Source organism: Collinsella sp. An268 (assembly GCF_002159765.1).
Classification (GTDB): domain Bacteria; phylum Actinomycetota; class Coriobacteriia; order Coriobacteriales; family Coriobacteriaceae; genus Coprousia.
Map to the genome: position 1 here is coordinate 1 of NZ_NFJH01000019.1, position 21,420 is coordinate 21,420.

General features: G+C 64.4%; 14 protein-coding genes. 6 read left to right on the plus strand and 8 right to left on the minus strand.

Annotated elements, in window-relative coordinates:
- Positions 1-102 precede the first annotated feature (102 nt).
- A complete protein-coding gene (locus B5F70_RS10315) occupies positions 103-3,168 on the plus strand; it encodes an insulinase family protein (protein WP_087205483.1) in 3,066 nt (1,021 codons plus the stop codon).
- A gap of 225 nt (positions 3,169-3,393) precedes the next feature.
- Positions 3,394-5,172 (plus strand): hypothetical protein, encoded by a 1,779-nt coding sequence (locus B5F70_RS10320; RefSeq protein ID WP_087205484.1) that lies wholly within the window; start codon positions 3,394-3,396, stop codon positions 5,170-5,172.
- Between the two features lie 55 nt (positions 5,173-5,227).
- Here B5F70_RS10320 and B5F70_RS10325 read toward each other — a convergent pair whose 3' ends face one another.
- Entirely contained in the window at positions 5,228-6,577 is a 1,350-nt protein-coding gene (locus B5F70_RS10325) for an ATP-binding protein (protein ID WP_087205485.1), read from the minus strand.
- A 196-nt stretch (positions 6,578-6,773) separates the two neighbouring features.
- A complete protein-coding gene (gene metA / locus B5F70_RS10330) occupies positions 6,774-7,721 on the minus strand; it encodes a homoserine O-succinyltransferase (RefSeq protein WP_087205486.1) in 948 nt (315 codons plus the stop codon).
- A gap of 136 nt (positions 7,722-7,857) precedes the next feature.
- Between metA and B5F70_RS10335 the strand changes: the two genes are divergently transcribed.
- Positions 7,858-8,814 (plus strand): L-lactate dehydrogenase, encoded by a 957-nt coding sequence (locus B5F70_RS10335; RefSeq protein WP_087205487.1) that lies wholly within the window; start codon positions 7,858-7,860, stop codon positions 8,812-8,814.
- 72 nt (positions 8,815-8,886) lie between these two features.
- Here B5F70_RS10335 and B5F70_RS10340 read toward each other — a convergent pair whose 3' ends face one another.
- Together B5F70_RS10340 and B5F70_RS10345 are read right to left on the minus strand one after the other, a co-directional pair.
- Positions 8,887-10,011 (minus strand): Gfo/Idh/MocA family oxidoreductase, encoded by a 1,125-nt coding sequence (locus B5F70_RS10340; protein ID WP_087205488.1) that lies wholly within the window; start codon positions 10,009-10,011, stop codon positions 8,887-8,889.
- Between the two features lie 83 nt (positions 10,012-10,094).
- Positions 10,095-12,170: an ATP-dependent DNA helicase RecQ gene (locus B5F70_RS10345; RefSeq protein WP_343283729.1), complete on the minus strand. Its 2,076-nt coding sequence runs from the start codon at positions 12,168-12,170 to the stop codon at positions 10,095-10,097.
- A 120-nt stretch (positions 12,171-12,290) separates the two neighbouring features.
- On the opposite strand from B5F70_RS10345, the gene B5F70_RS10350 reads away from it, so the two are divergent.
- On the plus strand, positions 12,291-14,000 hold the full coding sequence (locus tag B5F70_RS10350; protein ID WP_158094987.1) for an RNA-binding domain-containing protein: 1,710 nt from the start codon (positions 12,291-12,293) through the stop codon (positions 13,998-14,000).
- 27 nt (positions 14,001-14,027) lie between these two features.
- Here B5F70_RS10350 and B5F70_RS10355 read toward each other — a convergent pair whose 3' ends face one another.
- Entirely contained in the window at positions 14,028-14,678 is a 651-nt protein-coding gene (locus B5F70_RS10355; protein WP_241145978.1) for a GNAT family N-acetyltransferase, read from the minus strand.
- A 157-nt stretch (positions 14,679-14,835) separates the two neighbouring features.
- On the opposite strand from B5F70_RS10355, the gene B5F70_RS10360 reads away from it, so the two are divergent.
- Together B5F70_RS10360 and B5F70_RS10365 are read left to right on the plus strand one after the other, a co-directional pair.
- Positions 14,836-15,150 (plus strand): type II toxin-antitoxin system RelB/DinJ family antitoxin, encoded by a 315-nt coding sequence (locus tag B5F70_RS10360; RefSeq protein WP_087205491.1) that lies wholly within the window; start codon positions 14,836-14,838, stop codon positions 15,148-15,150.
- Complete coding sequence (locus B5F70_RS10365) at positions 15,150-15,461, plus strand: hypothetical protein (RefSeq protein WP_241145979.1); 312 nt, start codon at positions 15,150-15,152, stop codon at positions 15,459-15,461. The genes B5F70_RS10360 and B5F70_RS10365 overlap by 1 nt, the downstream gene beginning before the upstream one ends.
- A 231-nt stretch (positions 15,462-15,692) precedes the next feature.
- Here B5F70_RS10365 and mfd read toward each other — a convergent pair whose 3' ends face one another.
- From mfd to B5F70_RS10385, 3 genes are all read right to left on the minus strand, one after another.
- Positions 15,693-19,259 (minus strand): transcription-repair coupling factor, encoded by a 3,567-nt coding sequence (gene mfd / locus B5F70_RS10375; RefSeq protein WP_087205494.1) that lies wholly within the window; start codon positions 19,257-19,259, stop codon positions 15,693-15,695.
- Between the two features lie 191 nt (positions 19,260-19,450).
- Positions 19,451-19,759 (minus strand): hypothetical protein, encoded by a 309-nt coding sequence (locus B5F70_RS10380; protein WP_087205495.1) that lies wholly within the window; start codon positions 19,757-19,759, stop codon positions 19,451-19,453.
- Between the two features lie 122 nt (positions 19,760-19,881).
- The coding region (locus B5F70_RS10385; RefSeq protein WP_143753975.1) for an InlB B-repeat-containing protein at positions 19,882-21,420 on the minus strand (1,539 nt) is incomplete at its 5' end.

The window sequence follows — 21,420 nt, forward strand, 5'->3', positions numbered from 1 at the left end:
CCCCCCCCGCAGACGGATTGGCTGCCGCGGTAAACGGTGGCGCCAGGCGGTAGTATGGGTATAAGCACCCTCGTTCGCTACGTTTGCCTTGATAGGAGCTGTATGGCCACCATCGAATCCGCTGCCTGCGCATCCGCCGCCCACCTGCTCGCCCCCGGCGCGACCGTCTCGGGCTTTACCGTCTGCCGCCGCGAGGCGATTGAGGAGCTCGACGCCGACGCCTATGTGCTGCGTCACGAGGCCTCCGGCGCACGCCTGCTCTACCTTGCCTGCGACGATGAGAACAAGGCCTTCGCCATTGGCTTCAAGACCCCGCCGGCTGACGATACGGGCGTCTTCCACATCCTCGAGCACTCGGTACTTTGCGGCAGCGCCAAGTTTCCCGTGAAGGAGCCCTTCGTCGACCTCATCAAGAGCTCGATGCAGACGTTCCTGAACGCCATGACCTATCCGGACAAGACGATTTACCCGGTCGCCTCAACCAACGAGCAGGACCTCCTGAACCTTATGGACGTCTACCTCGACGCCGTGCTCAATCCGGCCATCTACACCAAGCCCGCCATCTTTGAACAGGAAGGCTGGCACATCGAGGTCGAGCGAGACGAGAAGGGCCGGCCGCACCGCCGCCTGAACGGCGTGGTGTACAACGAGATGAAAGGCGCGCTGTCCGACCCCATGGACGTGCTCGACAACGCCATCAACCGGGAGCTCTTCCCCCACACGGCCTACGCGCACGAGTCGGGCGGGAACCCCTGCGCCATCCCCTCGCTCACCTACGAGGCCTTCCTCGACACGCACGCGCGTCACTACAGCCTCTCCAACAGCTACCTCGTCCTCTACGGCGCTTTCGACGACGTGCGGCGCGAGCTCGCCTTCTTGGACGAGGGCTATCTCGGTGACGCCGCGCGGACACAGCAGGCGCAGGCACGCGCCGCCACGGGGCATGCGCCGGCGCTCGTGGGCGCCCCCAATGAGCTCGGTTACCAGCAGCCCCTCGTCTGCGACTACGCGCGCGTCGAGATGGCAACCACGCCTGACAACGCGCTCGTGGGCCAGGCCTATGTCATCGGTGACGCGCGCGACAGCTTCCGCACCGTCGCGGCAGACGTGCTCTTCGATGCGCTTCTGGGCTCCAACGAGGCACCCGTCAAGCGCGCCCTCATCCAAGCGGGCATAGGGGGCAACGTGACGAGCTACACCTCGTCGGCCTGCCTCCAGCCCTACGAGCTCATCATCTTGCAGAACGCCCACCCCGAGGTGGCGCGCACCTTCCGCCAGATCATCGAGGACACGTGTCGCGACCTGGTGGAGCACGGCATCCCGCGCGACCGTCTTGAGGCGGTCATCTCGAGCAACGAGTACGCGCTCCGTCAGCGCGACTACGGCACCGCCGATGGCGTCGTGCTTGCCTGCGAGGCGCTATCGACCTGGCTGTACGAGGAGGACACGGCCGACACGCGCTCCGCCACGTCCGCCCTCACCTATGCGAAGACGTTCGAGCGGCTCCGCCGTGAGCTCGAGGGCGACTTTTTTGAGCGGTTGCTGCGCGAGCTGGTGCTCGAGAGCGGTCACCAGGCGCTTGTCGAGCTCGTTCCCACCGATGCGGCAGACGACGGAGCGGTAGTGCCCCAACCTGCGGCGGACGACGACGTAAAGGGCGCGCCTGCCGGCGCTGCAGCAAACACGGCAGCCGATGCCCCCGACACCCTTATGAGCGAGGAGGAGGCGGCTGAGGCGGAGGAGCGCGTCGCCGCGCTCCGGGCAGCGCAGGAGGCCGAGGACAGCCCCGAGGCCAAGGCAACGCTCCCCCGCCTCACCGTAGCCGACATCGGCGCGGCGCGCCCCGAGCCCCCGCTCGCGCTCGACCGGGAGGCGCCGCTCCCCTGCCTCGTGCACCCGCTGCCCACCCACCGCATCGCCTATGCGCTCACCTACTTCGACCTCACCCATCTGAGCTATCAGGAGCTGCCCTACGTCAAGGTGCTCTGCCGCCTCATGCAGCAGCTCGCCACGAGCCGCCGCACCGCGGCCGAGCTCGACAGCTACATCACCAGCAACCTCGGCTTCCTCTCGTTTACACCCGAGGTCTTCTACCGGGACGAGAACTGGCGCCTTGCCCGGCCCATGCTCTGCGTAGCCGCGGGCGCGCTCTCCGAGAAGATCGAGGCGCTCGCCGCGATTCCGCGCGAGGTGTGGGCCGAGACGCTCTTTGAGGACACCGACCGCATGCGCGACGTGCTCGTGCAGCTCAAGATCGGGATGGAGCAGGGCTTTATCGTGTCGGGCCACCAGGCGGCGCTCGCACGCTCGATCTCCTACGTCTCCCCCGCCGGCGTCGTGCACGAGCAGCTGGGAGGCATCGATTTCTACTTCTTCCTGAAAGACCTCGTCGAGCACTTTGACGAGCGTGCCGAGGAGCTCTGCGCCAAGCTGCGCGAGCTGCAGGGCCGCATCTTTACCGCAACGGGAACCGTTGCGAGCTTCACCGGTTCGGCCGAGGATTACCGCCGCTATTGGGCAGCCGCCGGCAACCTGGGGCTCGTACCGCGCACGGCGCCCGCCAAAGAGCTGTACGTACCTGCGCCCGAGGACAAGCACGAGGCGTTTGTCATCCCGAGCGACGTGAGCTACACCGCGCTCGCAACCGACCCGCGCCGCCTCGACATTGCGACGGACGGGCGCTGGGCCGTTGCCGCCAACGCGCTCTCCTACGACTACCTGTGGAACGAGATCCGCGTGAAGGGCGGCGCGTACGGGTGCGGGTTCCGCGCGGCAGTGGGGCGCCAGCTCGCATTCTATACGTACCGCGACCCGGCTATCGATCCCTCGCTCACCCGCATTGCCCGCGCCGGCTCCTGGCTAGAGGGCTTTGCGCCCGATCGGGCCGCCTTTGAGGGCTTTATCGTCTCGAGCGTTGCCGCGCAGGACGCCCCCGTGAAGCCGTTCGCCCAGACAAAACGCCGCTGCAGCGAATACTTTGCCGAACGCGAACCCTCCTTCCGCGCCCAGGTGCGCGCCGACACCCTCGCCTGCACGCCCGAGGACCTGCGCCGCATAGGACCCGCGGTCACCCGCGTTGCCGCCGAGGCGCCGGCTTGCGTCTTTGGCGGCCGCGACATCATCGAGGCAAGCGACGCCGGCTGGAACGTGGTGGAGCTACTGGGATAGCGTCCTGCCCACCCACATATGGAACGCTGCCCGGCCGGGAAAAGGCCTTCCCGGCCGGGCAGCTTTGACACCGTTAGCCTGAGGAAGATTAATCTGCGCATCAGTTCTTCTGTTTGAATGAATGGGGTCGGGCAGCGAACGAGCGACCGTTCGCCGGTGTGCGGCAGATTCGACACAACTGAGAGGGTAAGATGGGAGGGGCCCGTCTCAATTCTAGGAGGACCCATGATAAGAAGACCTGAAACTACCCCCCCCCTTAACGTAAAGACATTCATACTGACCTGCTGCTGCACGCTACTTGCCCTCGCAGCGCTCGTCGCCGCGCCCGTCAGCGCCCGCGCCACGGACGACATCGATACGTGGGACGGCACCGCCGACACGAGTTGGTATGACGCCAATCCCGACGCCGAGACCTTCACGCTCGATTCCGCCGAGGACCTTGCGGGCCTCGCCCAGCTCACCAATCAAGACACCCCGATTACGTTTACGGGGAAGACCATCCTGCTCGCCATCGATGTCGACCTGTCCGGACACGGATGGATTGCCATCTCTCAAAATGGCAACAACTCCACTACAACCTCATTCAGCGGCACGTTTGACGGCCAAGGCCACACAATCAGCAACCTTAAAAATGTTGCGTCCGCAGAATACCGCTACGGCCTTTTTGGCACCGTCCACGAAGCGACGATAAAGAACCTTAATCTCGTCAATGCGGAGGTCGTCGTTACGCAGGACAGCACACGTCTGGAGGTCGGGACAATCGTCTCTTGGTCGAGCGATTCAATTATTGAGAACTGCTCGGCATCGGGTGCACTGACCTGCGAGACCGACAACCTCATCGGCGGGCTCGCGGGACAGTGCACGGGCAGCTCGCAGCTCATCGGCTGTCATTCCGCTGTCGACGTCATCAGCACCTATCCGGAGGCGGAAATCGGCGGCCATGCGCCCACCGTCGGCGGACTAGTCGGTCAATGGGAGAACGCCGGCAACGCAGCCCGTATCCAGGACTGCGCTTTTAGCGGATCCATGCAGGTTACCAGCAATCAGGCAGCTTGCGGAGGCATCTTGGGAGCGTGCTTCGATTTCGATGGCGCCCCCGGCGTGACCATCAACAACTGCCTCGTTTCAACCACCGCAATCACCTGCGGAGAACCCGATAACATCACCTACATCGCCGCCGTGGACGAAGACGGTTCCGTCACGAACTGCTACTGGCCCGATGACGAGCGCGCCGCCGTCGTGCAGCTCGTCGTCGACTGGGACCAGGGCACGGCATCCGCTGACCCCAATTTCGATCAAACGCAATGCGGCTCGGCATTTGTCGGTCTCTCCGCTGATGAGCTTATTAATCGGCTCAACGCCCATGCCACGGCAAATCAAAATGGACCAACTTGGTGCACAGGAATCAACGGCCACCCGGTGCTCTGGTACCAGACCGACCAGATTCCCGCCGACTACGCTGCAGTCGACGCCGCGCTCACCACCGTACCCAGCGACCTCTCCCCCTACACTGCCGCGAGCGCTCAGGCGGTGAACGAGGCGGTTGCCGCCGTTGACCGCACGCTCACCTCCGACCGTCAAGGCGAGGTCATCGCCATGGCCCAGGCAATCGAGAACGCGGTTGCCGCGCTCGAGAAGCTCGCCGATTGTTCCGCACTTAACGCCGCTATCGAGAAAGCAGGCGCTATCGACCGAACCCTCTACACCGACGGCTCTCTCGCCGCGCTCGACCAAGCGCTCGAAGCCGCCCGCGCCGGCAGCACGGCAGGATGGGGCGCGAGCCGCCAGAGCGATATCGATGCACTGACCGCCGCCCTCGATGAGGCGCTCGCCGCCCTGGAGCGCAAACCCGAGATGCCGCAGAAGCCTGTCGATGAAAACAAGAGCACTGCGAAAGACAAGCTGCCCGGCACGGGAGACCCCGCCCTCGCCGCGCTCGTCAGCACGACCGTTGCCGGTGCCGGCACCCTCTGCCTTGGCATGCGCCTCCGCAAGCGCCAGTAACCCAAACGCGATCGCAGGCAGCATCGGGCCCATCTCGCATCGGGGTGGGCCCGCTTTATCGCTGCAGAAACCAACTCCATGCGGGAATCTGACGGATGCGCTTGCCGTCATGCTCGTACGCCGCGGCTTCACCGGAGCCTACAATCAGCAAGCCCTCATCCAAGCCCGTCTCGCCCAGTGCCTCCCACAACGCCCTTGTCTCGCGCTGCGCCGTCGCCGCGTTCTCCACCGATTCGGTTACCTGTATCAGCTGCACCGGTGCCTCATCGAGCACGTCATCGACTGCGAAGTCGACCTTGTAACGATGCTTTCTCGTGCGATGGGTTGCGATGGTCCCCTCGCGCGCTCCAAACGACCGACGACGAAGCTCCAAATAGACGGCCTCCTCCAACCGCTGGCCACGTTCGCTCGCCCCCGCCCGGCTCAACGCCAGGGCAAGCCCCGGATCGATCGCGTACACCTTGGGCATCGATGTCGTCCGCTCTGTGAGTGCCCGGCTTGCCTCGCGAACTTGGAACAGCAGATAGGCCTCTTCAAAAGCCCCGATGAGCTCCGAAAGGTAACCTCGCCCCGTGGCAAGACCCGCCGATCGCAGGTCGTTCTCCATCTTGCGGATAGACAGCTCGCGCGCATTCATCGCCATCAGCCTGTGCGCCACGGCGGTAGCCAAGCGAGGACGGCTGAAGTCGTGGCGCTCAACGACGTCGCGCGACACCACGCGGCGTACGTAGCTCTGCAGCAACTCAGTCGCCTGGGATTTTGGGAGTTGTTGAACAGCCGGAAAACCGCCCCGCTCGAGATAGGCATCGAGGCGCGCTTGCAGCAGAGCGCGGCGCGATGCAGGCTGCACCTCGTCATCTACATGAGGGCCCAGCACAGCATCGGTGCGCACCACCTCGTAGAACGAGTAGGGCAGAAGCTCAAACTCCAGCGCGCGGCCGCGAAACTCCGTCGCAATCTCCGAAGAGAGCATCTTTGACGAGGAGCCGCTCACATAGATTGTCGCGCGCATGGTATCGACGATACGTCGAAGCCAGCGCCCCCACCCCTCCATCTCTTGCAACTCATCAAAGAAAAGATAGAGCCCTTCTCGCTCATCCGGCGCGTTGAGATAGCGAAAGGTATCGATGACCTCATCGCCTGTGCGCGCGGTCACCGCGCCCAGACGGTCGTCCTCGAAATTGATGTAGCAGATGCGTTTTGGCGGAACGCCCGCATTAAGCAGGGCATCCATCTCTTGGAACAGGCGGTAGCTTTTTCCCGAGCGACGCATGCCCGTCACCACCTTGACGAGATTTCCGGCTCGCGGGATAAGCGGGGCGCCTAAGTCGAGCGCTCGCGGGATGATGGGGCGATAGTTATCGAGCGTAAACTCCTGCAGGATCTGCGCGATGGTCTGATTCATGAGTCAACCTCCAACTGGCAATTACATCTTACCAGTTGTTTATAAATTGGTAAGATGAGATTACCACTATTCGAAAGACACATGAACGCGTCTGCGTCACACAAAACAGGCACCCGCGCAGCATGGCGATTCCGCACGGGCACCGACTGTTCTAGATGAGCGTTCGCGCGCCCTCGTCTTACGGGCCGGGCGAAGCCTACACCGAGCCGGCAGCGCCGGGGGCGGTACGGCCCGCCTCGCGGATATCGTAGGGCGTGGTCTGGTACACGTAGTAATTGAGCCAGTTGGTATAGAGCAGCTGCGCCTGGCTGTTCCAGACGTTCAGCGGCGTACGCGCCGGGTCGTCATCCGGAAAGTAGTTCTTGGGAATCTCAGGATCGAGACCGCGCGCCACATCGCGCTCGTACTCCCGTCTCAAGGTGTCGGCATCGTACTCGGGATGGCCAAAGATAAAGAACCGCCGGCTGTCCGTCGACTTGACGATATAGAGCCCCACCTCATCGGAGGTGGCGATGACCTCGAGTTCGGGCACGCGCGCAACATCCTCGGCTCGCACCTCGGTGTTGCGCGAATGCACCGCGAAGAACCGGTCGTCGAGCCCGCGCACGAGCGGCGAGCTCGGCTTGACGATGCGATGGGCGAACACGCCCGACGCCTTCTTGGGCAGAGGATGCTTATCGATTCCGTAATGGAAGTAGAGGCCTGCCTGCGCGCCCCAGCAGATATGGAGCGTCGAATGCACGTGCGTTGTGGACCATGCCATGATCTGGCAGAGCTCGTCCCAATAATCGACCTGCTCGAAGGGCATTTCCTCTACCGGTGCACCCGTGATGATGAGACCGTCGAAGCGCTCGTCTTTAACCTCATCGAACGTGCGGTAGAACGTCTCCAGGTGGCTCGCCGCCACATGCGCGGCCTCATGGCTCGCCGTGCGCAGAAGCTCGACCTCGATCTGCAGGGGCGTATTGGAAAGCTTGCGCATGATCTGCGTCTCGGTGGCGATCTTGGTGGGCATGAGGTTCAAGATGAGCACGCGCAGAGGACGGATGTCCTGATGGAGGGCACGGTACTCGGTCATGACGAAGATGTTCTCGCGCTCGAGCGCCGCGGTCGCGGGCAGGGCGTCGGGGATGCGGATGGGCATTGCTTACCTCCCGAGAGGTGCGTTTTTCGGGGTCCGACCAACCAGTCTACCACCTCGGTACATCACCCTGTAACACACGGCGGGACGCACAGCGCTACAATGCCTGCACCAACCGCGACAACACGAAAGGTCGTCTATGAACGCATCCGCCACGATCGGCATCATCGGCATGGGGCACGTCGGCGCCCATGTCGCCAACAGCCTGCTCCTCCAGGGCCTTGCAGGCGAGCTCCTCCTCTGCGACATCAGCGCGCAGAAGGTCGCCTCGGAGGTCCAGGACCTGCGCGACTCCCTCGCGTTCTGCCCGTACAACGTCCGTATCGAGAACTGCGGCGACCGCTACGAGGAGCTCAGCGGCTGCGACATCATCGTGAACGCCGCCGGCAACGTCGCACTCGCCGCCGAGAACCGCGACGGCGAGCTCTTCTTCACGACCGATGCCGCCCGCACCTTCGCCGAGCGCGTCGTCAACGCCGGGTTCCAGGGCATCTGGGTGTCCATCGCCAACCCCTGCGACGTGGTGTGCACCGAGATCTGGCACCTGACCGGCTACGACCCCAAGAAGATCATCGGATCCGGCACCGGCCTCGACTCCGCCCGCCTGCGCTCCCAGATCTCGCTCGCCTGCGGCGGCCTCGACCCCAAGTCAATCGACGCCTACATGATCGGCGAGCACGGCGCCTCGCAGCTCGCCGCATGGACCGCCGCGAGCATCTCGGGCAAGCCGCTCTCCGAGCTCGAGGCGGAACACCCCGAGCGCTTCTCCTTCGACCACACCGACATCGAGGAGAAGGCCCGCGTAGGGGGCTATGTCACCTACGCCGGCAAGGGCTGCACCGAGTATGCCGTGGCGAACGCCGCGGTGCGCGTCGTCGGCGCGGTGCTCCACAACGAGCACGCCGTCATGGCCGCCTCCACGCTGATGGAGGGGCAGTACGGCGAGGAGGGCATCTTCACGTCCCTGCCCTGCATCATCGGGGCAGACGGCGTTGAGGACGTCTTCGCCCCCGGGCTCTCGGACGGGGAGCTCGCGGCGTTCCATGCGAGCTGCGCCCACATCCGCGACAACATATCGCGCCTCAGCTGGTGGTAACCCCCTGTTGAGATTTAGCTAGCGAAGCGCCCCCTGCCGGCATCCGACCACCGGCAGGGGGCGCTTCGGCTTCTATTCGCCTGCGACCGACACGCCCGCCGCTTCGGCGATCGCGCGCTCCTCGGGATAATACACGCCCCAGTCGTAGCGCAGCCGCGTCATGACATCCATCACGTCCGCGGCGATATCGATGAGCCCCGCGGCCTCCGCATCGCCGGCGACGGCGCGCTCGAGGTCCGCCACCTCGTAAGCGAGCGCGTAGCCCTCCTCGCCTGCCTCGACGATCTCGTGGCGGCCGTCGGCCGTCCATGTGATGACGGCGCGATCGGCCCGCGGGTAGTCGGTAATCTCCACATAGCAGCGATCGAACGAGAGAAGGGCGCGCTTGGGCTGCTTGGCATGGAGCGAGAGCGAGAACACCCCGAGCTCACCCTCGGCATTGCGCGTCACAAAACCGCTCGTCTCGTCCACACCGGTCTGGGCACGGTTGGCAAGCGACACCACCTCATCGGGAGCGCTCGCCATGAAGAGGCGCGCGACCGTGAGCGCGTACACGCCGATGTCGAGCATGGCGCCGCCGGCGAGGCGGGGGTTGTAGAACCGGTTGGTGAGATCGCCGTACTCCTTGTAGCTGCCAAAATTCACCTGTGCGAGCGTAAGCGGGCCAAACGCACCGGAGCGCGCCTCGGCGAGCAGCTTGCGATAGAGCGGCATGTGCAAGATGGTGGTCGCGTCCATAAGGACGACACCGTGCTCGGCCGCCAGGGCGCGCGCCTCGGCGAGCTCGGCGCTGTTGAGCGTGATGGACTTCTCGCAGAGCACATGCTTGCCTGCGGCAAGCGCTTCCCGCAAAAACGCGATGTGGGTGTTATGCGGCGTCGTGATGTACACGGCATCGATGGCGGGGTCGGCGTACAGCTCCGCATACGTCTTATAGACGCGCTCCACGCCATAGCGCTCGGCAAATGCCCGCGCCTTGTCGTAGGTGCGGTTCGCCACGCCCACAAGGTGGCGTCCGGCAAGCGCAAGCGTCTGCGCCATCTGGTTGGCGATGACCCCGCACCCTATGACCGCCCAGTTGAGTCGCGGTGCCGAGAAAAGGTCGGCAGGAAAGGGCTTGCCCGCAACGGCGGCAAACGCGGCATCGGCTGCGGCGGCGGAATCGAGCGCGGTACGGGGACGACTGAGACCAGACATGCGGACTCCTCACCACGATATGGGACAACACGGCCATTATAGTCGTTGCCCGCGCGCAGGCGCAGCCGCCGCAAGACGTTCGCTCAGGAACGGTTCTCGTCCTCGAAGCGAGAGATCTCGGCGAGGAAGGCATCGCCGAAGTCATCGGCCTTCTTCTCGCCGATGCCCGGCACCTCGAGAAGCTCGTCGCGCGTCGTCGGGCGGCGGCGGCACATGCCGCGCAGTGCCTTGTCGCTCGCGATCATGTACGGCGCCCACGCGCGCTCGATGGCCAGCTCGCGGCGCACCTCGCGCAGATGCTCGAAGAGCGCCCCGTCATCTCCTACGCGGGGGCGCGCGTCGCGGGACGCCTCGTCGCGCAGCAAGTCGACCGCCTGCCGGGCCCGCACTGCCGCGCGCCTGCCGCCCGCGCGCCGCTTCATGGTGAACGCGAACGGCTTTCCGGGCGCCTCCTCAAGCACCTCGACCGCGCGCGGACCGAGCGCCACCGTGGGGAACTGCCCCTGCGACTGGCTGAGGTAGCCGCGGCCGATGAGCTGGCCGATGACGTCCTTGATGTGCGCGACGGGCTCGCTGGCAAGCGTTCCGAACCCCGGCATCTCGTCGAGCCGGTACTGCCGGATACGCTCGGTATTGGCCCCATGGAGCGCATCGGCCACCAGCGCACGGCCAAAACGGCCGCCGGTGGCACGCACGAGCAGCACCGCCTCGCGCGCGATGGCGGTCACATCCTCCGCTTCGGCGGGATTGGTGCAGTTGGAGCAGTTGCCGCAGCCTCCGGACAGCCCTTCCGCGCACGCGGCGGCACCCGTCGCGCCATGAGCCGGAGCGGAGGCGGTCTCCACACCGAGCGCGCCCTCGTCCCCAAAGTAGCGCAGTATGTACGCGCGCAAGCATCCCGTGGTCTCGCAGTAGCCCTCCATGGCGGAGAGCAGGCGATAGCGATTCTGCCGTGCCCGCTCGCGCGCATCATCATCCAGCTCGCTCTCATCGTCGCCGCGATCGATCAGATAGCGCCGCAGCCGGAAGTCGTTGCCGTTCCAGAGCAGGTGGCACTCCGCCGGGTCACCGTCGCGCCCGGCGCGGCCCGCCTCCTGGTAGTACGCCTCGATGCTCTCGGGCACGTTGTGGTGGATGACATAACGCACGTTGGGCTTGTCGATCCCCATGCCAAACGCATTGGTCGCCACGATAACGGGCACAAGGTCGTCGATAAACGCCGCCTGGTTCTCAGTCCGCTCGTCGGCAGCCATGCCCGCATGGTAGCGCCCCACGCGGATGCCCGCCGGCGCGAGCTCGCGTCCCAGCGCGAAAGCGAGCTCATCCACCGCCCGGCGCGTCGAACAGTAGATGATTCCGGAGGCGTCGGCATGCGAGAGCGCAAAGTCCCGAATCCACAGGGCCTTGGCCTTATCGCCCATCTCCTCCACGCCAAAATAGAGATTCTGCCGGTCAAAGCCGGTCACCACCGTCTCGGGCCGGCGCAGGCCGAGCATCTGCACGATATCGGTGCGCACGCGCTCGGTGGCCGTCGCCGTGAATGCCGCCACGACCGGACGCACGGGAAGACTGTCGATGAACCGCGCTATCTCGAGGTACGAGGGACGAAAATCCTGCCCCCATTGACTCACGCAATGCGCCTCATCCACCGCCACGAGCGGGATACCGATGCCATCCGGCCCGGCGAGCTCGCGCGCAAAGGCGAGAAAGCGCTCGTCTGCCAAGCGCTCGGGCGCGACGTACATAATCTGGTACCAGCCCTCGCGGGCGCGCTTGAGCACAGTGTTCTGCTGCGGCACCGTGAGGGTGGAGTTAAGATAGCTCGGGCGGGCGCCGGCGGCCTTGAGGGCGCGCACCTGATCGCCCATAAGAGAGACGAGGGGGCTCACCACCAGCGTGAGACCGGGCAACGTGAGCGCGGGAATCTGGTAGCAGACCGACTTACCGGCGCCGGTGGGCATAACGCCCAAGGCATCGCGCCCGGCGAGAATGGCGGAGACGAGGCGCTCCTGCCCCGGGCGAAAGGCGTCGTATCCAAAATAGGTGGAAAGCGCCGCCCGCGCTTCCTCCATCGTCGCCGCGCCCGCATCGAACATCGCTCCACCCGTCCTCGTGATCTTGGCGGTACCGACATGCGGAGAGCCGCCTTCAACGCCCATCCTTTTCATCGGCCCATTATACGGTGTCGCCCGGACATCGTTTTCCAAGCCCTTATCGACGATTATATGCTAGTATCGTCGTATGCATATCGTCGATACGAGACACGGTATGGAGGCGCCATGCAACTGCAGGAAACCGAGCGCATCGAGTTCAAGCGCAGCGTGAATGAACGTATCTGCAAAACCATCATCGCGTTCGCCAACGGCACCGGCGGTGAGATCTACGTAGGAATCGACGATTTTGGCAACGTGCTCGACCTCGAGGACATCGACGGCGACATGCTCAAGATATCCAACTACGTACACGATCTCATCTGCCCCGAGCTGCTCCAGTTCGTGCACATCGAGCCCATCGAGCTAGAGGGGAAGCGCATCATCGCGGTGAACGTTGAGTCGGGCGACGAGAAGCCCTATTACCTCGCTAACAAGGGGCTCATTCCAGCGGGCGTCTTCACGCGCCTCGGGCCGGCGACCGTCCCCATGAGCAGGCGTGACATTCGCCGTATGATCCGCGAGACCGATAGTGACTTCTTCGACAGCCACCATGCCCAGGTCCAAGACCTCACGTTTACCTTTGCGGAGACGTTTTTCAAACTGAAGGGCGTGGACTTCTCACGCGAGCGCTTCAAAGCGCTTGGCCTATATGCCGACGACGGTTATTTCTCGAACCTCGCCCTGCTCATTTCTGATCAGAATCCGTACAACCTGAAATGCGCCGTATTCAATGACGACGCCTGCACGGAGTTCCTCAACAGCCTTGACTGCGACGGATCGATACTCAAGCAGTTCAACGATGCCTTCTCGTTCCTGCAAAGCGCCAGCAACCTCAGGTCCTATTTTCCCAGCCACACGCGCGTAGACGTACGAGACTACCCGCTCTACGCCGTACGCGAGGGCCTTCTCAACTCCATCATTCATCGCGATTACGACGAGAGCCTCTACACACCGACGCTTATCAAGATGAGCAGGACCGCGCTTTCGTTTACCTCTTATGGCGATCTCTACCATGTACGAGAGAAAGAGATCTTCTCTAACGTATCCAGCGCGCGCAATCCCCGGCTTCTGGCGCTGTTCCACAGATTCAACGAGGTCGAAGCATACGGATCGGGACTGCCACGCATCCAAGAGCTATACGAGTACGAGAAGCTGAAGGCGACCGTTGAAGTGGGCAACTTCTTCACCTTACGTCTGCCTAACATCAACACCACGCATAACCCCTATCTCAGCAGGACAAGAAACGATGGGCCCGGTCTTCGTGGCGGACATGAAGCATTCGACAAACTCAACGCCATGGGAGCGCTCCCCACCGACGTGAAGGCGGAGTACGATCGCGAGTGCGAGCGGCGCGCCGAGGCGCTGCGCTTCCAACGTATCCGCGAGGCGGGAGAGGCGCGCGGCATGAGCGCACGCGATGCGTTCCAGCACGCGCTCGCCGCAATCGGCATGCCCACGATGGATGAAACGGAAGACGATGCTCAATGGGCCGATATGATGGGACCGGGTGCCCCCGAGCTCAAAGAAAAGGGAGGGCGCTGGATTCCCCAAACGATAGTCGACGATACAGCTATCGCTGACGAAGCCCCAGGCACCAAAAGAAACGTTCGCGAAACGCCCGTTCACAACACCACGGAGGACACCGGCCGGTCCGCCATCGAGCACCTTCTTATCACCTTCGCCTCGGATAAGAAAGGGTTTTCGCGTGAAGAGGCGCAAGAAGCGCTCGGGGCGGGACGCGACACGACGCTCAAGGTCATCAACGGCCTCGTGAAGGAGGGGAAACTCGAGAAGGTCGGCCGCGCTCGGGCAACCCGCTATCGCGTCGTAGGGTAGGCGATTCCAAGCCTACGAAGTGCGGGATCACGCGATGCCGAGGCGCCCGCGCACTTCAGGGAACGGGATGACAGGCGGCTGATCCTCCCCATGCGGTGCTATGTGCTTCTCCATCCAGATCATGTTGTACCACCGGTGGTACTTGTAGCCGCACTGCCTGAACTCACCAACCAGCCGATAGCCCATCCGCTCGTGGAAGCGCCAGCTGTCGTTGGTAAGATGCTCGTCTTCGACCTCGGTGGTGGCGATACATGCCTCCATGTTGAGAATGCCCTGCGCCGTAAGGCAGCGCTCCATCGCGGCATGCAGCGCGCGGCCCACACCGCCGCGCCGGCATGCACGGTCGACGTAGATAGAGGTCTCGACCGCCCAGTCGTAGGCAGGACGCTCCTTGAAAGGGCTCACGTACATGTAGCCGACGATGCGGGCGCTAGCGTCGTGCGCGCCGGTATCCGTCTTTTCGGCAACAAGATAGGGGTAGCGCTCAAGGGTCTTTGCCATGCGGGCGCGGAACGCGTCGAACGTCGGGGGCTCGTACTCGAAGGTCACTGCCGTGTCGCGCACGTAGGGTACATAGATCTCATGGCAGCGAGCCGCGTCCACAAGCGTCGCCACGCGGATGCGCAGCCCACTCGTCGGCACCGCCCGCTGCTCCGTGTCCCCCATCACGTCCGCCATCACTCCATCCTCCCGCCATCTGGGCATCTACCTGCTTATAGCAACTATAGCAAGCGTAGCAACTATAGCAAAAGGAGCAGGCGCCTCGGGAGCGCCATTCCGTTTGAATGCATGGGCATAGTGGGTTTGCATGGCATTCCCATAGAAGGAGGTTCTCATGGCTCTCCTGCAGACCACCATTGATGACGATGTGAAGGCCCGCGCCGACAAGGTGTTCGCCCGCAGCGGCCTGACCTCGGCGATGGCGATGCGCGTCATGATGACGCAGGTCGCCAACACCGGCATCAGCCCCTTCGACGGGCTGCTCCTCGGACCGGCGGGCCAGCGACTCTCCGACGAGGTCCATCTCACCATGCTCCGCGAGAAGGCCAAGGAGTACGGGCTCATCCCCGACGACGCGTTCGATGCGACGACGATGCCCGATGACGTCCTCGAGACGCTGGGCGTCGACGCCAGCGAGATGGCAATCTGATGTGGCAGGTCAAGGCGACGAACGCCTTTTGGGAAACGGTGCGCCCGTTCAGGGACAAATTTCCCCGGCGTGACTATCTCACCATCATCAAGACGATCCGCGAAGCGATCCTCGAGCTGCAGGAAAAGGGCCACATCGAAGAGACCGGCTGGGACGAGCACGTGCTCGCGTGCCAGCCGTTCGCCGATGGGAACCATTTCGAGTTCCACATCCACGATGACGACGTACTCGTCGTCTACTTCAAGCGCGAACGCCGCCACGTGATCCGCATGGTGGGCGTGTTCGGCCACCGCTCGCTGCCGAGCGGCTGAGCTTCCTCTCATCGTACAGAGCGCGCTCCTCGGGAGTCGCCATATTGTATCCCGCCACCAGAAAGGCGCCCCGTCCGGTAAGCAGCACGATCGCCAGCGCTAGGCAAAGCACCGCGATAGCCGCACAGACAAATACTCCGGGCATCTCCGACCCCCTCATATCCGTAGACACGCATCGCTATTTCTATGTATCCATCCAATGCGCGGCTATTCAGCGCGTCGAGATGACAATCAGTCGTCATCCCCACTCGGTCCGAGTTGCTCGAGCACCTTGAGCGCCGCCGCCACGGGGCCCGCGGAGTCGTTGGCATCGAGCCCGCGGCCCACACCGGTACCTGACCCGGCACCTGCCTTGTAGGGCACCGAGAGCTTGCGGCTCTTGGGGAAATTGACGGCCGAGAGACGGCTCTTGAGGTCGAACGCCACTGTCTTGGGCACGTCGACGCCCTGGAACGTGAGGCGCCCCGCCGCAAGCGAGATGCTCTCCATCCCCAGACGGTCCGCCCGGATGCGCAGGCGCGCGCGGTCGAACAGGTTCTTGGCCGCGAGCGGCAGCGCGCCGAACTCCTCCTCGCAGGCCGCCTCGGCCGCATCGACCTCTGCCAAGGTCTCCGCCGCCGCAACCTTGCGGTAGACGAGCACGCGCTTGTCGACAGCGGGCACGTACTCCTCGGCCAAGAAGAAGTCGGCGGGCAGATTGATGGCCACCGTCGCCTGCTCCACCTCCCCGCCCTCGCCGCGCGCCTCGGCCACCGCCTGACCCAGCATCTGCGTAAAGAGGTCGAAGCCCACGCTCGAGAGGTTGCCGTGCTGCTCGGCACCCACGAGCGACCCCGCCCCGCGAATCTCGAGGTCGCGCATGGCGATGCGCATGCCGCTCCCCAGGTCCTGAAACTCCGCGAGCGCGGTCAGGCGCTCGGTGGCCTCGGGCGTGAGCGGAATCTCGCCGGGGAACATAAAGTACGCGTACGCCTGCGTAGCCGAGCGCCCTACACGGCCCTTGAGCTGGTAGAGCTGCGCCAAACCGAGCCGCTGCGAGTCCTCGATGATCAGCGTGTTGGTATGCGGGTTGTCGATGCCGCTCTCGATAATCGTCGTGGCGACGAGCACGTCGATCCTGCCCGTCGCAAAGTCGATCATGACGTCCTCGACCTCGCGCGGGCTCATCTTGCCGTGCGCCACGCCCACGCGCGCCTCGGGTGCGACCTCGTGCACGCGGTCGACGGCGTCGTCGATGGTCTTGACGCGGTTGGACACGTAGTAGACCTGCCCCTTGCGCCCCAGTTCCAGACGGATGGCCGCCGAGACCACGTCTGGATCGTACTCCCCCACATGCACGATCACGGGGCGGCGTCCCGTGGGCGGCGTGGTGATGAGGCTCATGTCGCGCACCCCGCTGATCGCCATCTGCATGGTGCGCGGGATGGGCGTAGCCGAAAGCGTGAGCACATCGATCTGCTCGCGCAGGTTTTTAAGCTGCTCTTTGTGCTGTACGCCGAAGCGCTGCTCCTCGTCGATGATAACGAGCCCGAGGCGTGCCGGGTTGACATCGGCGGAGAGCAGGCGGTGCGTGCCCACCAGCACGTCGACTTTGCCCTCGGCAAACGCCGAGAGTGCGCGCCTCTGCTGCGCGGGCGTCCTAAAACGGGAGAGCACCTCGACTTCCACACCAAAGGGGGCGAAGCGCTCGAAGAACGTCTGATAGTGCTGCTGCGCCAGAATGGTGGTGGGGCAGAGCACCATCACCTGACGTCCGGAGTCGACGCACTTGAAGGCGGCGCGCAGGGCGACCTCCGTCTTGCCAAAGCCCACGTCGCCGCAGAGCAGACGGTCCATAGGCTTAGGCGACTCCATATCCGCCTTGATGTCGTCAATGGCCTCCATCTGGTCGTGCGTGGGCTCGTAGGGGAAGCTCGCCTCCATCTCGAGCTGCTCGGGCGTGTCGGGCGGACAGGCGAAGCCGGTGATGGAGCTGCGGCGCGTGTAGAGGTCGACGAGGTCGAAGGCGAGTTTTTTGGCGCTCTTGCGCGCCTTGTTGGTCGCGCGCGACCAGTCGGCCGTATTGAGGCGCGTCAGACGGGGGCTGTCGCCGTCGGGACCCACGTAGCGCGTGATGCGGTCTACCTGCTCGAGCGGTACGTAGAGCTTGTCGCCGCCCGCATACTCCAAGAGAAAGTAGTCGCGCTCGCGACCGGCGACCTCCTGCCGTACGATCGCCGAGAACAACGCGATGCCGTGCGTGGCATGCACCACGTAATCGCCCGGCTTGAAGGGGAAGGTCACCTCGGTGATGTCGACTTTGCGGCGTGCGCTGCGGCCGCGGCGCGCGTCCAAGCGGGCGTTAAGGTCCGCGATGGAGAAGACTGCGAGATGCGCCTCGGGAACCACGACACCGGCGGGAAGCGCGAGGTCGATAAACGTGACGCGCCCGCGCGTAAGCGTGGGCACCGTATGCGCGCGCTCGGCGGAATCGATGCGCTTGAGGTTCAGGGGGTCGGTCACACGCAGCCGAACGGAAGCGCTGACCTCGCCTTCGTTCTCGGGCGCTGCCGAGAGCGACTCCTCAAAGGGTATCGATTCGTCGCCAAACGAGAGCTCGAGCGACTCGCGCGCCCCGCGATCGGGCGCAGCAAACACCACGGCGAAACGGTTGGAAACGCATTCGCGGATGCGGGAGATGAAGCGCGTGTCCGACCCGGCGATGGCGGGCTGCTCGATCTTGAGCTCCGCAGTTACGGCGCCGCCCGCACGGATGAGCGAGACGTAGTTCAACCGCTGCTGGCGACCGAAATCGAGTTCCTGCGGACGCACGTAGAGCCCGTCGAGCCTATCGACGCGCGCCTCGCCCGCGCGGCGGTCGAGGTCCTCGTAGGCACGAGCGCAGTCGTCGAAGAGCGAACGCGGCTCCGAGAGCACTACAAGTGCATTTGGCGCGATGTGCGCGAGAGGCGAGTCCGTACGCTCGTAGAGGAGCGGGAGGAAGCGATCGAGCTCGGGGGTTGCCACGCGCGCGCAGGCGAGCTCGAGGAGCGCCGCCAGCTCGGTATCCTGCTGTGCGGGCTGGTAGAGCGCCGCACGCAAACGGGCCACGGCATCGTCGGTGAGCGCGAGCTCGCGGCACGGATAGATGTCGATAGCATCCTCGTCTCCGATGGTCTGACCCGTCGTGCTCACCATGCGGCGAATGCGGTCTATCTCGTCACCGAAGAACTCAAGCCGCACCGGAGCGGTCGCCTGTGCGGGAAAGACGTCAACCGTGTCGCCGTGCACGCGGAAAAGCCCCGGGGCGTCGGCGGCCTCGGAAGAGGTGTAGCCCATGCTCACCAGGCGGCGCGGCACCTCCTCGAAGGGTATCTCCTCCCCCACGGCAAAGTGCGCCTCACGCCAGTACGGGGTCTCGGGCCCGGGCACGCAGCGCAGCAGCGCTCGCGCAGACGCGACCATGACGACGGCCTCTCCCCGCGCGATGCGCCCCAAAGCGAAGCAACGCTGCGCCACGGCGGCGTCGTCGAAATCCGCTTTGGCGCTCCACGGCAGATCGCGCCGCTCCGGGTAGCGGACCACCCGTTCAAGCCCCAGATACGCCACGAGTGCACGGGCCGCGCGATCGGCGGCCTCCTCCCCCGAGACAACGTAGACCACCGGACGCGGACGGCGGGCAAACTGAGCCGCAAGCAACAGCGTGCGCCCTGACTGCGAAACCGCGAGCGTGGCGTCTTTTCCCTCATCGAGCGCCTGCTCGATGGTGCGCGGCCCCTCGGCTTGAAACAGCTGCGCGGCGATGCGATGGATCAGCATGCGGTCTCCCGTCTTGCCCGGCGGCGCGACACGCCGTTAGCGCGCACGCCGAAAACCCGCCCGAACAAGTCGGCGCGGGTCATTCGTTCTCGTTTGCCCCTATCTTAGCGCAGGGTCAGCATGCAAAGCGAACGGGCACGCATCATGCACGCACGAGCCATAATCGCCAGAACCTGTGCCCGCGCAGCCCCTCACCGAGACGCGGGGGCGGACCCTAGCGGGTGGCAGAGCCTATAGACGTTCGCAAGCTGTGCACCGTTTTCGCCATACTGCGGCACGGCCTCAATGACACCGTCGTTGCGGAGACGCTGGATCGCCGTATCGACCGAGCGCAGCGAGCAATCAAGCGATGCGGCAAGCGAGCGCTTTGAGAACGTGGTCGAACCCGTGGCATCGCTGTCGCGCGCGATAATCTCATACACGCGCTCGTACACAAACGCATGCCGATGACCTCGGCGCTCGCTGATGCCTTCGAGCGAAATGCCCTCTTTGTGCCCCATGGCAACCTCCGCGCGGGGGTGTTTGCAGAGACTGCCGTCTCCCGCCACGCACCCAATCCAACAAAAAAGGCGGCTCGCTCGGGATGCGAGCGAGCCGCCAGCAGCATCTGCGTGCTACAAAATTACTTGCGGCGCTTGTTGATCAGCGCACCGGCACCGGCGATACCGGCGCCCGCGACAGCCACCGCGGCCGTAGCGATAGCGGCGATGTCGCCCGTCTGGGGCAGGCCGCCCTTATCCTCGGGCTTGGTGGGGGTTACGGCACCCTCGGTCTCATCCGCGCCCTTAACCTGGCTCCACTTGGCATAGAGCGTGATGTCGGCGGTAACCGGCGCATCGAAGTCATAGGCCTGGGTGAGCGCAGTGTCGGTGAACCAGCCCACGAACTTCCAGCCCTCGCAGGTGGGGTCGATGGGCTTGAGGACGGTCTTGCCCTCCTCCACCTCGACGGCCAGGTTCTCCGTGTTGGCGAGGCAGTCGTCGAAGGTCACCGTGTAGAACTTGGTCTCCGGATCGACGACCTCGTTCCACTGGGCGTACAGGTTGATCTCGTTCACCGATGCATCGCCCGCGAAGACCACCTTATCGAGATCGGAGGTAACCGTGTCCTCACCCTCGAACTGCCAGCCGGCGAAGGTGTAGCCGTCCTTGGTCGGGCTGACGATGCCGCTCCACTGGTTGGTGCCGTTGAGCACCGCGCCGGTGCCGAGGAGCTGGTCGCCGTCCCAGTAGTTGACGGTGATGTAGCGATCCTCGGGAACGACCTCGTCCCACTGGGCGTACAGGTTGATCTCGTTCACAGACGTATCTGCGGCAATAACCACGCCATCGAGCTCGGCGTCGGTGTAGATGGTCGACTCGCCCTCGAACTGCCAGCCGGCGAAGGTGTAGCCGTCCTTGGTCGGGCTGACGACGCCGCTCCAGTCGGAGGTGCCGTTCAGCACGGCGCCGGTGCCGAGGAGCTGGTCGCCGTCCCAGTAGTTGACGGTGATGTAGCGCTGCTCGGGCGCAGGAGCCTCGTTCTCGGTCCAGTTGGCGTAGACGTTGATCTCATCGATCGTTGCGTCATAGGCGGCGCGAACCACGCTGAGGTCGGTATAGGTCGCCGTCTCGCCCTCGAAGTTCCAACCGGCGAAGGTATAGCCGTCCTTGGTGGGATTGGCAATACCGCTCCACTGCGTCGTGCCGTTGAGGACCTGGCCCCTACCGAGGAGCTTGTCGCCATCCCAGTAGTTGACGTCGATGTAGCGCTCAAACGGGACCTCGTCATCCTTGGTCCAGTTGGCATACAGGTTGACCTCGGTAACCGAGCTGTCATATGCCACGACCACCGTGTCGAGATCAAGGTAGCGCGTGGTCTCGCCCTCGAAGTTCCAGCCGGCGAAGGTGTAGCCGTCCTTGGTGGGGTTGGTGACGCCGCTCCAGTCGGAGGTGCCGTTCAACACCGCGCCGGTGCTGATCTCCTCGTCGCCATCCTTGAAGTGGACGGTGATGTAGCGCTGCTCGGGCTCCTCGGTCTGCGCGGGCGCGCCCGTCACCGTGCAGCTCTCGGTGAAGATATACGTGGCGAGCATGTCGCTGCCGAACTCGTGGACGTTACCCTGGGCGTCGGTCCAGGTCCAGGTGTAGCCGGCGGGCAGGCCGAGTGCACTCGGGTCGAT